The following is a 14,124-nucleotide window of genomic DNA, read 5'->3' as shown; positions in this document are numbered from 1 at the left end:
AAAAATGTCCGATGCAAGTAAGCGAGTATTTATGAACGATAAGTCAGTTTCTAAGTCCACATCTCAACTGGCCACCTTAATCCAAATGGGCAAAGAGCAAGGGTATCTTACCTATGCTGAGGTGAATGACCAGCTGCCCGACTCTATTACCGAAAGCGATCAGATCGAAGATATTGTGCAGATGCTAACCGATGTTGGTATCAAAATCTTTGAGTCTGCCCCTGATGCCGATGACATCTTGATGAACGATGATTCAAGTGATGATGACATGGCAGCAGATGAGGCAGCGGCGGTACTCGCCTCTGTTGAGACTGAGCCTGGTCGTACCACTGACCCTGTCCGTATGTATATGCGTGAGATGGGTACAGTTGATCTTCTTACCCGTGAAGGTGAGATCTCCATTGCTAAGCGTATCGAAGAAGGTATTCGTGACGTGCAGCATGCCATGGCTTACTGGCCTGGCACCGTACAGTTCGTCCTTGATGAATACCAAAAAGTACAAGATGGCGAAAAAAAGCTATCTGACGTCATCACTGGTTTCTTAGATCCTGAAACCGAAGAAGATAAAATCGCCGCTCAAGAAGCCAAAGATGCGGCAAAAGAAGAGCGTGAGCGCATCAAAGAAGAAAAAGAAAACCCGCCTATCATCAAAGCTAAAGTGAATGCCAAAGCCGCAGCACTTGATGATGACGAAGATGAAGACGAAGACGACGTGGAAGAAGAAGCTGAAGAAGAAACCAGCGGTCTTGATCCAGAAGAAGTACGTTTGCGTCTAGAAGAGATCGAGCATCTATTTATCAAAGCCAAGCAAGCGCTGCTTGATTATGGTCGTGGTAGCGTGCAGGCGGATACTGCGTATGCCCTACTTGCTGAACGCTTTATGATGTTAAAGCTCAATAATCGCTTGTCAGACCAAGTCATGGCGATCATGCATGACGTCTACGACGACGTGCGTAAGCAAGAGCGTCAAATCATGCGTTTGGTGATTCGCCGTGGTCGTATGCCGCGTGAAGAGTTCCGTAAGACCTTCCCTAGCAATGAAACCAATGTCGATTGGCTCATTGAGCGTATTAAAGGTAAGCCTGCATTTGCGGGCACGCTAGAAAAAGTCACTGATGACGTTATTTTACTTCAGCGCCGTATTCGTGATTATGAGCAGCAGCTCGATATGAAAATCCACGACATGAAAGACGTGGCACGTCGTATGGCCGTTGGTGAAGCAAAAGCGCGACGCGCCAAAAAAGAAATGGTTGAGGCCAACTTGCGTCTGGTTATCTCTATTGCCAAAAAGTACACTAACCGTGGCCTACAGTTCTTGGATCTGATCCAAGAAGGTAATATCGGTCTGATGAAAGCCGTTGATAAGTTTGAATATCGCCGTGGTTATAAGTTCTCAACGTATGCCACATGGTGGATTCGTCAGGCAATCACGCGCTCTATCGCTGACCAAGCGCGTACCATTCGTATTCCTGTGCATATGATTGAGACGATCAACAAAATCAACCGTGTTTCACGTCAGCTGCTACAGGAAATGGGCCGCGAGCCAACGCCTGAGGAGTTAGGCGAGCGTTTAGAGATGGACGAAGTCAAAGTCCGTAAGGTGCTCAAGATCGCTAAAGAGCCTATCTCTATGGAGACGCCTATCGGTGATGATGAAGATTCACACCTAGGTGACTTCATAGAAGATGGTACGATCTCAAGCCCTGTCGACGATGCAACGTCTGCTGGACTACAAGAAGCCACTCGTGATGTACTCGGTAATCTAACTGAGCGTGAAGCCCGTGTATTAAAGATGCGTTTCGGTATCGACATGCCAACCGACCACACACTTGAAGAAGTTGGTAAGCAGTTTGATGTTACCCGTGAACGTATCCGTCAGATTGAGGCAAAAGCGTTGCGTAAACTGCGTCATCCCTCACGTTCTGAGCATCTGCGCTCTTTCTTAGAAAATGACTAATATTCAATGAAGCTAAATAAAAAAAGCCGAGTTTATCTCGGCTTTTTTGTGTTTGTTAATCTATGTTATCAATGCGCGCCTAAATTTTGCTCAGCATCTGGTTTGTCATGTGCAGCGAAATTGTCTATCATCGTCTGGCTTGCCTCGTTCAAACCAATAAGCTCTACCTCAGTGCCTTCACGGCGAAATTTGATAATGACTTTATCAATCGCAGCGATTGCTGTCACATCCCAAAAATGTGCTCGTGACACGTCAATAACTACTTTAGAGACAGACTCTTTAGAGCGTGTTGAACATTCGCAAATAGGCACTGCTGACAAAAAGCATAGGCGAGGATTTAACTTTTTGGCTATCCCAATTACCGAGCTTAAGCGACCACCCTACTTCTTAGTTTGAATAAATTTATAGTCTTTTGGGCTTTACAGATCTTGATTCTGTATTAGAATTACACGAGACATTGAATAGTGTCTCCATATACCCCATCGCTAGGAAGCTGACATGATTGTCCGGCAAACACCCCACCCGTTTAAGATATTTTTTGCGCTGCGCGGTTCAATCATTCCAAAAATATATCCGCAGCTGCTATTAGTTACCATCCTTAGTACAGCCATTACCATTATTCAACACTGGATTCCTGACTCTTTTCCTTATTATGGTATCGCCACTTTTACCTTATTGGGCATCGCATTATCGCTGTTTTTGGGATTTCGAAATAATGCCAGCTATCAGCGTTGGTGGGAAGCACGGATGCTATGGGGCCAGTTGGTATATGATGCTCGCAGCTTAACGCGCCAAGTCCTATCCTTTATAGATGATGACAACGAGCATGGTCGTGAAACTCAGCGCACCATGGTATATCTGACCATTGCTTTTGCACATGCTGTACGCCATAGGCTGCGTGGTACGCCACCTTGGGCGGATATTAAGCCTTTTGTCACAGCGGTAGATCATGATGGTATGCATCAAGCAAAAAATGTCCCTGACCATATAATGCGCCTCATGGGTAAGCATCTCGGCGATATTCGGCGGCAAGGACTGGTCTCAGAGCAAGTCATACAAAACATGGATGAGCGCCTGACCTCTATGACGATTGTCTTGGCAGCCTGCGAGCGCATTCATAACACACCGTTGCCTTTTGCTTATATGCTGCTGGTACATCGTACGACCTACCTGTATTGCATCATGCTGCCTTTTGGCTTGGTCGCCTCGCTTGGTTGGGCAACGCCCTTGGTTTGTGCCGTGATTGCTTATACCTTTTTTGGGCTAGATACACTGAGCGAAGAGTTAGAAGAGCCGTTTGGTTTGGCAGCCAACCAACTTCCATTGACGGCATTGTCCCGCACGATCGAGATCAATCTGCGAGAAGCGTTAGGAGAGACCAATCTGCCGACTGACATTATGCCTATTGATGGTTATTTGCCGTAAATATTGCCGTCATCTAAGCGCCATACAATAAACGAGCGGCAAACGTAACTTGAATAATCTACCGCACGCCACTATAAACAGTAGACAACGACACCGTGGGTAAAACCCCTACGCTAACCCGCTGGCTCATTCTGATCTATTCAAAAATATTACCTATAAAAACACTGAGCCAGTCTCAGATTTTTGATGTCATTACAGTCAGTATCATTTCAATCAAATATCCATATCAGCTGGTGTTTTATACCAGTTATTTATCTATAAAAGTGAGGCTTGCCATCATGAGTGATGATCCAAAAGACAACAGCAATCAAAACATTGATCAAACGTCCAAAAAAGAAGTCAGCATGACGGATATGACGCCCAATGACGGCGTCTTAAAAGGCAAAAAAACAGACATTCAAAATCCTGAGCTTTGGGAGTTCCCGATGAACTACCCACTCAGCATCATTGGTCATGAAGGCGAGCACGAGAGCTTGCTTAATGAAATCAAGCTCATCTTGGGCAGTCAGTTCCCTGATTTTGATTTGGCCTCTATCGAGGTAAAACCTTCTAGAACAGGTCGCTTTCATTCAGCCCGCGTTAATTTATATCTGACAGAGGCCGATCAAGTAAACAAGCTTTATGCGTCTCTTGATAATGCCAAAACGGTTCGCATGGTTTTATAAATCGTTCAGGCAGGTTTAGCACCTTTTTAGTCCAGATCGTCACTCACTAGTAATAACATATGGGTGGCGATTTTTTGTGGTTTGATGTACAATCTGCGCCCGCATTATTGCCGCCACGATGATGGTTATCAGGCGATAATCGCTGAGAAAATAAAAAGCAAACGGCCGCACTATTTTTACAAAAAATTTATAATCGACCTCATTTGCGCCTAACCCTTATCCCATCGTCCTTTGCCAAAATTTGGACCGCCTACAACTTTGTAGCAACATAGTTTTATCCTAAAATCAATATAGTATTTTCAAAATTTTCCCGCTATATTGTGCCTACCGATTAAGAAAAACGCTACATGTAGTACTCAGTGATCTTTGCTATCACTATGGGTAGTGGCTGCTTGTTGCCAAAAAACCGCTGCTACCATCGACTACAATCGCGTCATAAAGAATGTCTGCCGCTCCTTTGGCGCGCAGCATCACTATAAGCAATCAAAATAGAGGCCAACATGACACATATTGATAAAATCCAAGTAACCAAACGTGATGGACGTTTAGAGCCTATTAATTTAGACAAAATTCATAAGGTGATCGCGTGGGCGGCTGATGGCTTGGACAATGTGTCGGTATCGCAAGTTGAGCTAAAGTCGCACATCCAGTTCTATGAAGGTATCAAGACTCGTGATATTCACGAAACCATCATCAAATCAGCCGCCGATCTGATCTCTGAAACCACGCCTGACTATCAGTATCTCGCCGCGCGCTTGGCGATCTTCCATCTGCGTAAGATTGCTTATAACCAGTTTGAGCCGCCGCACCTGTATGACCATGTCAAAACGCTCACCGACGCTGGCAAATATGATGAGCATATCCTAGCGGACTACAGCCGTGCTGAATTTGATGAATTAGAAGAATACCTTGACCACTGGCGTGATATGAATCTTGCCTATGCCGCGGTTGAGCAAATGGCAGGCAAGTACCTCGTACAAGATCGCGTCACCAAGCGCGTTTATGAAAGCCCGCAATTTTTGTATATGCTGGTCGGTATGTGCCTGTTTGCTAACTACGACAAGGCCAGCCGCTTAAGCTATGTCAAACGCTTTTATGATGCGACCTCACAGTTTAAGATTTCCCTACCGACGCCTATCATGTCGGGCGTACGTACGCCATCGCGCCAGTTTAGCTCGTGCGTACTGATCGAATGTGGTGACAGCCTAGACTCAATCAACGCAACCACTAGCGCCATCGTACGCTACGTGTCACAGCGCGCTGGTATCGGCATCAACGCAGGTCGTATCCGTGCTCTTGGTAGCCCTATCCGTGGCGGTGAAGCGCAGCACACTGGCTGTATCCCATTCTACAAACTGTTCCAAACAGCGGTGAAATGCTGCTCACAAGGGGGCGTCCGTGGCGGTGCTGCGACCCTATTTTACCCACTATGGCATTTGGAAGTTGAGTCATTACTGGTACTCAAAAACAACCGCGGCGTCGAAGACAACCGTGTCCGTCATATGGATTACGGCGTACAATTAAACAAAACGATGTACACGCGCCTCATCAAAGGTCAAGACATCTCGCTATTTTCACCAAGTGACACGCCAGGCCTATATGATGCATTCTTTGAAGACCAAGACAAATTCGAAGAGCTATATACCAAATACGAAAATGATCCTAACATCCGTAGCCGTCAAATCCCAGCTGCAGACTTGTTCAGCCTAATGATGCAAGAGCGTGCCAGTACGGGTCGTATCTATATCCAAAACGTCGATCATTGCAACACCCATAGCCCATTTGACGCGAGCGTGGCACCGATTCGCCAGTCCAACCTGTGTATGGAGATTGCGCTACCGACTAAGCCACTGGATAACATCAATGACGAAGAAGGCGAAATCGCCCTTTGTACGCTATCAGCGGTCAACTTGGGTAAAGTCGAGAGCGTCAGCGACATCGAAGAGCCAGCCGAGCTAATCGTCCGTGCGCTTGATGCCCTGCTCGACTATCAAGACTATCCCGTAAAAGCGGCTCAAAACGGCAGCATGCGTCGTCGTACGCTCGGTGTGGGCGTGATTAACTACGCTTACTACTTGGCTAAGAATGGCGCACGCTACTCTGACGACAGCGCACTTGGTCTGACCCATCAGACGTTTGAAGCGTTGCAGTATTATCTCTTAAAAGCGTCAAACAAATTGGCAAAAGAGCAAGGCGCGTGCCCTGCGTTCAATGAGACCACGTACTCACAAGGTATCTTGCCGATTGATACGTACAAAGCCGACTTGGATAAAATCTGCCAAGAGCCGCTACATCTAGACTGGGAAACGCTACGTAGGGATATCACGGAACACGGTCTACGCAACTCTACCCTAACCGCCTTGATGCCGTCTGAGACCTCTAGTCAGATCGCCAACGCGACCAACGGTATCGAGCCACCACGCGGTCTGGTCTCTATCAAAGCGTCAAAAGATGGCATCTTAAAGCAAGTCGTGCCTGAGATTGATAAGCTAAAAGATCAGTACGAGCTACTATGGCAAATGCCAAACAATGACGGTTACCTAAAGCTGGTCGCTATCATGCAGAAGTTCGTCGATCAAAGTATCTCTGCCAACACTAACTACGACCCCGTTCGTTATGCTGGTGGCCGTGTACCGATGAAGATATTGCTAAAAGACTTGCTAAACGCTTATAAAATGGGTGTGAAGACGTTGTACTACCATAACACTCGTGATGGTGCGAACGATGCCCAAGCGGATATGGAAGATGATTGTGCTGGCGGGGCTTGTAAGATTTAAGTATTAAAAGCGAACTCGGCTTTGGGGCTGGGTTCGCTTTTTTACTTACTCTTATTTTAATCTTAATCCAGTATAGGTAGGATGAATACTATGATACCAAACCTACACAGCTATGCTAGGCTTTCATATAATTTGAGGTATAAATGAGTAATATAGAGAGCAGACCTGAAATTGAGTATATGTTGTCAGAATATAAACTTCTTTGCAGTAATTTCGAAAGCATAATAAAAAAATATAATTTAAATACTACAATTGAAAAAACTAAACTTGGTTTTTATAAAAGAGAAATTGATGAATTAGACTATAGCGCATTTAATGAAGAATATTTAAAATTATTCAATATAATTAATAAATTAATATCTCTAAATATACTTTTCAACTCTAATATCAATATTCAAATAAATTATAAAGACTTACTGAAGATTATTGAAGGTTCTAATTCATTTGATGACACAAATGAAGCCTATAATGATACTTTTTTCGAACTAGATACAGCTATTCGCTTCTTAAAAAAATTTTTAGAACTTGGCTTAGAAAACAATTTTAGCCTTAACTTAGACACAGGCTGTGACATCATAGTTGGTACTAAAACTGCTATTGAATGTAAATATATACATAGCAAAAAGAGGCTAGAAGAACAAGTAAAAAAAGCCATAAAACAAATTGATGCTAGAATATCCGATGGGCTAGCGGAAGAAGGTATTATAGCTATCGACTTGACTCATATAATGGATCACGAAAAATTCAATAAGATAGCACAAGAAGTTTTTTCAGAATTTTATAAAATGCATGAAAAACTATCTATACACAGTTTTGCTTCTGATTGGATTGGGAGCGACATACTAGCTTCTACTATTGAAGATAGTAATTTTATAAAAATCGTACAAAGTTATCACACAGCATACTTGGAACAAACCTTCTTCGAGAATCTTAATCAAAATACTAGAATAAAGATAAAAGAAAATTTAAAAGTGAAAGCAGTTATTTTTCAAAGTAGGCATCTAATAGTTTTTAAATCTCCAACAGGTACAACCCCTATCATGAATAGAGGTATGACTTATTATTTGAATGAGAGCTTGCCCGAAAAAGAAAAGAAAATGCTTAAAGGCATTATATCTAACTTAGCAGTTGGAATATAAGACTACAGCCATATTTTTTTCTAATATATATGAACTTACGCCCTAACACGGTCGTTTAGCCCCGACTATAGCGGTATCCTGCTGACGACGATGGCGATGCAGTCTGTGGCTGAACGTAGTATCGAGACAACAGGAATGCGGTCAGACACGATAGACTGCACGCCAACGGCAAAGCAGATACAAGCGGTAGGCGGGATTGGCTACTAAAATATTTAATTTAACACAGTGACAAATAAGACCTATTTTTCGTGCTAAAATCAGCCCTATATTTAGAGCGTAATTTTAATGGAGAATGGATCATGCAACCAATATTTGCGACACAAACAGCCAGTATTTCAGAGCTAAAAAACAATCCTTCTGCCTTGATCAAACAGTCGGATGGTGAGTCGATTGCTATTTTAAACCACAACAAACCCGTGGCTTACTTAGTTTCCACAGACATGTACGAGCGTATGATGGAAGCGATGGACGATGTGGCACTCAGCCAAACCGTAAACGCACGGATGAATGATGGGCAAACACCGATAAAGGTCACGTTAGATGACTTATAGTCTTGAGTTTCACCCGCTAGCGTTAAAAGAATGGAAAAAGATAGCGCCAAGTATCCAGCAGCAATTTAAGAAAAAATTACAGCAGCGACTATCCAACCCTCATGTGCCTGCGTCAAAACTCTCTGGACATACAGACACTTATAAAATTAAATTACGCACCATAGGGTATCGTTTGGTATATACCGTCAAAGATGACGTGGTGGTAGTTTATGTATTGGCAGTCGGTAAAAGAGAAAACAACAAGGTTTATGACAGTCTGGCGACGCGTCAACCCTAATGAAAACTTAGAAAGAACTAAAACGACGGAGGTCATGTGCAATATACCGCAATCATCAAAGACGGTGGTTTGTTTATTCCAAACGTATTTTCAGACCTAAACGATGGTGGCTCGCATATCGTACAAGTCGAGGTTGATATTGCAGCGGTGCGTCAGCAGTTAAGTATCAATGAAGCACCAAAGGCAGCCGTCACCAAAAAAAGCGTGGCAAAAGCAGCCAAAAAACCAGTATCGCGCGCGGCTAAAAAAGACGTAAAAACAGCAGAAGCGTCTGATGTGAGTACCTTACGTAAAAGCGCACTGGATGAATTAGAAGCACTCGATGATAGTGAACTGAGCGAGATATTCAAAGCCTATATGAACGATGGTAAAGAGCCTTCACAGATATCGCTAGAGAACCTTTAACCCAAAAAGCCATTGACCAAAATTTATAATATAATCATATCCAATTTATATAATTTCATAACCATATCAATGATAAAGGCAGTCCCATGACTTACTCGATTTTTTCGCAAACGCCAAACAATGCGCTAACAGAGCCGATGTTCTTTGGTCAGCCCGTCAACGTGGCGCGCTATGACCAACAAAAACACCCTATCTTTGAGCAATTGATTGAAAAGCAGCTGTCATTCTTTTGGCGTCCAGAAGAAGTCGATGTCTCAAAAGACCGTATCGACTTTAGCAATCTGTCCTCGCATGAGCAGCATATATTTTTGAGCAACCTCAAGTACCAGACCCTACTCGACTCTATCCAAGGTCGTAGTCCAAACGTGGTGCTACTGCCGCTAGTGTCTATCCCTGAGCTTGAGACGTGGATTGAGACATGGTCGTTTAGCGAGACGATTCACTCGCGCAGCTATACCCATATCATTCGTAATATCGTCAATGATCCAAACATTATCTTTGATGACATTATGCAAAACAAGCACATCTTAGGTCGTGCCTCTGATATCGCCCAATACTATGATGAGTTGTATCGCAACTCACAACTATATAGCTTATACGGTCCAGGTACGCATAATATCAATGGTGAGGAAGTGACCGTTGATTTGCAATCATTGAAAAAGCAGATGTACCTGTGCATCATGGCGGTCAACGTCCTAGAGGCCATTCGTTTTTATGTGTCTTTTGCTTGCTCGTTTGCCTTTGCTGAGCGCAAATTGATGGAAGGCAATGCCAAAATCATCAAACTCATCGCTCGTGACGAAGCGTTGCATTTGACGGGTACACAGCATATGCTGAACCTCATGCGTAACGGTCGTGACGATCCTGAGATGGTCGAGATTGCCGCAGAATGCTATGAAGAAAGTATCGAAATCTTCCGCAAGGCTGCTGAACAAGAAAAAGAATGGGCAGGTTATCTGTTCAAAGATGGCTCTATGATCGGTCTAAACAAAGACATCCTTTGCCAATATATTGAGTACATCACCAACTTGCGTATGGAAACCGTCGGCTTGCCAGCGGCGTTCCCGAACTCAAAATCAAACCCAATCCCATGGATCAACACGTGGTTGTCGTCTGATAATGTGCAGGTCGCACCGCAAGAGACCGAGATTAGCTCGTACTTGGTCGGTCAGATTGACTCTGACTTATCAGACAGTGATTTTGACGACTTTGAACTATAAAGGCTCCGAATTATAAGAGCTGAGTTGTAAGAGCTTTGAGCTATAAAAATCTGAACTATAAGAGCTTAGAATTATAAAGGTTTGAGCGGTAGAAATTTGACGCTATAAAATTTCTACCGCTGTAATCGTCTTATGGGTTAATAGTAGGGATAGCAATAGCACAGACATATCCCAATAGGATCAACGATGACTTGGGTAATGACCAGTAAAAAGCAGTTCTATCTACATGATGACGAGAGCCTGTTAGATGGATTGCTACGCACCGGACACGATGTCAACTATCAATGCCGCGAGGGCTACTGTGGTAGCTGCCGAGTCAAGCGTATTGCTAGCTCGCATACGGTCGATTATCCATTTAACCCGCTTGCCATGATTGAAGAGGATGAAATCCTGCCCTGCTGTTGCCGTGTACGAGGGGTCATCTATATCAATCATGAATTTATTGAAAAGCCTTAGCAAAATAGTGAGGACTAAAGACTGGCCTGAACATTAGCTTTGATAAAATTTAACTCAATAAAAAGCGCGCTCCTTTAGATAAGGAGCGCGCTTTTTATTGTAGCAACACACTTTATTGTGTTACAGAGTCTTGCTCAAACAGTTTCATTAGCTCTTCGCGCATGCGATCACGCTCTGCTTCTGACATCATCGGTGCTTGCTCATCACCTTGGATACTGCCGCCCATCCCATCCATACTCTCACCCTGTAGAACGACAGGACGATCGATAGGTTCTTGTGCTGGACGCTCCTCTAGCATTATTTTTACTTGAGCGTTTTTGCCGCGGCGTAGTATCTGAGCATCCAACTCAGTGTTCGGCGGCTTACGAGCGACATACTGGATCAAGGTATTGGCATCAGTCATCTCGACACCATCGATGGTTAGGATGATATCGCCAACACGTAAACCACTCTTGGCAGCAGGACTGCCTTCGATGACGTTTAGCACTTCCACGCCAGTTGACGTCTCAAGCTGCGTTGGGTCACGTAGCTGTGACTGAATTTCGATACCGAGCCAACCACGACTGACACGGCCGTCTTTAATGAGCGCATTCATTACTTGCTCGACCAATGATGTAGGAATCGCAAAGCCAATACCCATCGAGCCACCAGAGCGCGAGAAGATCACCGTATTGATACCGACTAGCTCACCACGAGCATCAACCAGAGCGCCACCTGAGTTACCTGGGTTAATCGCCGCATCCGTCTGGATAAAGTCTTCGAACTTATTGACGCCAAGACCCGTACGCCCAGTCGCTGAGATAATCCCTTGCGTCACGGTCTGACCGACCCCGAATGGATTACCAATTGCCAATGCCAAATCGCCTACACGTATCGGATTTTCGCGAAAACCAAGCGGTGTCAATCCCGTCATATCGACCTTAATCACGGCTAGGTCACTATCAGGGTCTGTACCGATGATTTTGGCGCGGCTCTTGCGTCCATCATTGAACGCAACCGTGATCTCATCCGCTTTTTCGATGACATGCGCATTGGTCACGATATAACCGTCCTCTGATACGATCACACCAGAGCCTAGATTGGTATTGCCCTGCTCTTGTGATGGGCCACCATGATATTCAAAAAACCGGCGCAGTACAGGATCATCCATATAAGGATGCTCTGTCATCGTTTGTGTGGTGTAGATATTGACGACCGACTGTGACGCTCGCGCAACTGCATTATGATAAGAAGAGATGGGCGCTGGTGTATCCGCAATAGGTTCTGACGCTTGCTGCTCGGCTGGCGGGGTTCTCGGCGGCTCCCACGTGGCCTCCGATGATGACTTCATACTCGTGAACAACCAGATAAACGCTACTAACACTAGCAGCAATAAGACCCAAGGCAACCATTTTAATAAAGAAACCTTGTTACGGGTGTTATTGGTGTTCTGGGATGACGACATATAGAACCTCTATAAATGTAATGCAGACGGACAGTGAGAAATAAGGTAAGAAGACTGCGATTATTCAACCATCATGGCTTGATTAGGTAATTGCTTGATTAGGCAATTAATATCCAGAGCTAGGCAGACTCATATGTATAAATTATAACCGCAATGCCGTGAAATAGTAACGTATCGTGTACCATTTCAGTTATCCATCTTGTCTACTCTTTTACAGTGTCATGTTAAAATCATCGCTATCAGATATTTGAGATAGATAATGATCAATTATTTATCTTTTATGAGTCTCCGTCTTCAAACAACTTTTTTTAAGCACTATATTTGAATAATACTGCATTACTGCAAGGCAATAACAATAAGGAAACCTAATGACCCAAAACACGACTACTGAACCTTCGACCAACAGCATCAGCGCAGAAACATTGACGCAATTTTGTGATGAGTATCTATCTGCCAGTGCGTTCAAAGACTACGCGCCAAATGGCTTACAAGTAGATGGCGGTCGTCCAATACAACGTATCGTCACAGGGGTGACGGCGTGCGAGGCGCTGATTGATGCGGCTATCGCTGACAATGCCGATGCGATTATGGTTCATCATGGCTACTTTTGGAAAGGTGAACCTGCGCCTATCACAGGTCTGAAAGGTCGACGTATCCGCAAATTGATGCAGCATGGTATCTCTATGATTGGCTATCATTTACCGCTCGATGCGCACCCCGTGATTGGTAACAATGCAAAACTGGCGGACGTACTAGATATGACCATTACTGGCGCGCTCTACCCCAACGAATCACACCCTGTTGGTAATATCGCCACTTGTACACCGCAGAGTGCTGATAGCCTGATCGCAAAGATTACCCAAGCGCTCGGTCGTACCCCACTACATATTTCGTCTAATTATGAACATCACTCTGATAATAATGCGAAAACGACTGCCAATAGTGAGAGAGTGATCAAAGGTGTCGGTATTTGTACAGGTGGCGCCCAAGATATGATCGAACAGGCTGCCATTATGGGCTGTGATGCCTATATCTCTGGTGAAATCTCTGAGCGTACCACGCATATTGCTCGTGAGCTGGGTATTGATTATTTTGCCTGCGGTCATCATGCGACAGAGCGCGGTGGTATTCAAGCGTTAGGAGAGATAGTCGCCCAAGAATATGGACTGCCAGTTACCTTTATTGATATTGAAAATCCAGCATAAGATAGCCAATATAGTGGCCATCATTAGGGCAGAACTCGAGACGATTAATAAAGACTATAGGCGTTGTTATAGCCATTATCGCAAAACTCATTAATGAGTTTGTGAATATTACGCCCATAATGTAGCGACATTTAACCGTTTATATCTCAATTGTTAAGTTTTATCGCTTTTTTCTTAACTCCACTTGAATAATGCAAGCAGCAACCGCATATTACTACCTGTAAGAAAGAACGTTTTGTCATGAAACTTCCCATTATTACAGCTTCCGGTTATGGCGCTAAAATAATGCTGGCGGTTATCTGAAACTTTATCATGCTCTATGAGCAATGAAATTTTGGAACGTCGCCAGTTAAAACACGATGTATACACTCGATATTTGATTTATACCGTGTTTTTATTTGTAGTGTCGCGATGACAGTTGTGCACTACCTTTTTGATAGCATACTTTTATAAGCTATCAAATATGGTTGAGCTGCTTACCCTCATTGCTGGACAATTAACTGTAGCAGCTAGCCACCTTACTACTAATCACTCAAGGTGTCGTTAGTTATTAAAGTTAGCATTACCAAAGTAGATGAATATATTGGTCTCAATGGCCAATCA

General features: G+C 44.0%; 12 protein-coding genes and 1 pseudogene. 11 read left to right on the top strand and 2 right to left on the bottom strand.

What is annotated here, in order from left to right; translation table 11 throughout:
• Nucleotides 1–31: 31 nt before the first annotated feature.
• Complete coding sequence (gene rpoD, locus BTW00_RS02740; RefSeq protein ID WP_075106119.1) at nucleotides 32–1,957, top strand: RNA polymerase sigma factor RpoD; 1,926 nt, start codon at nucleotides 32–34, stop codon at nucleotides 1,955–1,957.
• A gap of 68 nt (nucleotides 1,958–2,025) precedes the next feature.
• Here the strand turns inward: rpoD and BTW00_RS02735 are convergent.
• Nucleotides 2,026–2,238, bottom strand: a pseudogene (locus tag BTW00_RS02735) (STAS domain-containing protein); the annotation flags it as partial.
• A gap of 217 nt (nucleotides 2,239–2,455) precedes the next feature.
• Between BTW00_RS02735 and BTW00_RS02730 the strand changes: the two are divergent.
• From BTW00_RS02730 to yfaE, 9 genes are all read left to right on the top strand, one after another.
• Complete coding sequence (locus BTW00_RS02730) at nucleotides 2,456–3,382, top strand: bestrophin family protein (RefSeq protein ID WP_075106118.1); 927 nt, start codon at nucleotides 2,456–2,458, stop codon at nucleotides 3,380–3,382.
• A gap of 344 nt (nucleotides 3,383–3,726) precedes the next feature.
• Nucleotides 3,727–4,047: a YbeD family protein gene (locus BTW00_RS02725; protein ID WP_075106219.1), complete on the top strand. Its 321-nt coding sequence runs from the start codon at nucleotides 3,727–3,729 to the stop codon at nucleotides 4,045–4,047.
• Nucleotides 4,048–4,547: 500 nt separating this feature from the next.
• Nucleotides 4,548–6,824 (top strand): class 1a ribonucleoside-diphosphate reductase subunit alpha, encoded by a 2,277-nt coding sequence (nrdA, locus tag BTW00_RS02720; protein WP_075106117.1) that lies wholly within the window; start codon nucleotides 4,548–4,550, stop codon nucleotides 6,822–6,824.
• A 143-nt stretch (nucleotides 6,825–6,967) separates the two neighbouring features.
• A complete protein-coding gene (locus tag BTW00_RS02715; RefSeq protein ID WP_075106116.1) occupies nucleotides 6,968–7,963 on the top strand; it encodes a hypothetical protein in 996 nt (331 codons plus the stop codon).
• 299 nt (nucleotides 7,964–8,262) lie between these two features.
• The gene (locus BTW00_RS02710) at nucleotides 8,263–8,514 is read left to right on the top strand and encodes a type II toxin-antitoxin system Phd/YefM family antitoxin (protein WP_075106115.1); all 252 of its coding nucleotides are present in this window, start codon (nucleotides 8,263–8,265) and stop codon (nucleotides 8,512–8,514) included.
• Nucleotides 8,504–8,791, top strand: a complete 288-nt coding sequence (locus BTW00_RS02705) for a type II toxin-antitoxin system RelE/ParE family toxin (RefSeq protein WP_071001399.1) — start codon at nucleotides 8,504–8,506, stop codon at nucleotides 8,789–8,791. Before BTW00_RS02710 ends, BTW00_RS02705 begins: the two co-directional genes overlap by 11 nt.
• 36 nt (nucleotides 8,792–8,827) lie before the next feature.
• Nucleotides 8,828–9,196 carry a hypothetical protein gene (locus tag BTW00_RS02700; RefSeq protein ID WP_075106114.1) on the top strand — a complete coding sequence of 123 codons (369 nt, stop codon included), beginning with the start codon at nucleotides 8,828–8,830 and terminating at the stop codon, nucleotides 9,194–9,196.
• Between the two features lie 86 nt (nucleotides 9,197–9,282).
• The gene (gene nrdB / locus BTW00_RS02695) at nucleotides 9,283–10,416 is read left to right on the top strand and encodes a class Ia ribonucleoside-diphosphate reductase subunit beta (protein ID WP_075106113.1); all 1,134 of its coding nucleotides are present in this window, start codon (nucleotides 9,283–9,285) and stop codon (nucleotides 10,414–10,416) included.
• 186 nt (nucleotides 10,417–10,602) lie between these two features.
• Nucleotides 10,603–10,872, top strand: a complete 270-nt coding sequence (gene yfaE / locus BTW00_RS02690) for a class I ribonucleotide reductase maintenance protein YfaE (protein WP_058024997.1) — start codon at nucleotides 10,603–10,605, stop codon at nucleotides 10,870–10,872.
• 112 nt (nucleotides 10,873–10,984) lie between these two features.
• Here yfaE and BTW00_RS02685 read toward each other — a convergent pair whose 3' ends face one another.
• On the bottom strand, nucleotides 10,985–12,316 hold the full coding sequence (locus BTW00_RS02685; protein WP_075106112.1) for a S1C family serine protease: 1,332 nt from the start codon (nucleotides 12,314–12,316) through the stop codon (nucleotides 10,985–10,987).
• Nucleotides 12,317–12,684: 368 nt separating this feature from the next.
• On the opposite strand from BTW00_RS02685, the gene BTW00_RS02680 reads away from it, so the two are divergent.
• A complete protein-coding gene (locus tag BTW00_RS02680) occupies nucleotides 12,685–13,521 on the top strand; it encodes a Nif3-like dinuclear metal center hexameric protein (protein WP_075106111.1) in 837 nt (278 codons plus the stop codon).
• The last annotated feature ends 603 nt before the right edge of the window (nucleotides 13,522–14,124 follow it).

Source organism: Psychrobacter sp. C 20.9 (assembly GCF_001921765.1).
In the GTDB taxonomy this organism is placed as follows: Bacteria; Pseudomonadota; Gammaproteobacteria; order Pseudomonadales; family Moraxellaceae; genus Psychrobacter; species Psychrobacter piscatorii_B.
This window is presented reverse-complemented; position numbering and strand designations above follow the sequence as displayed.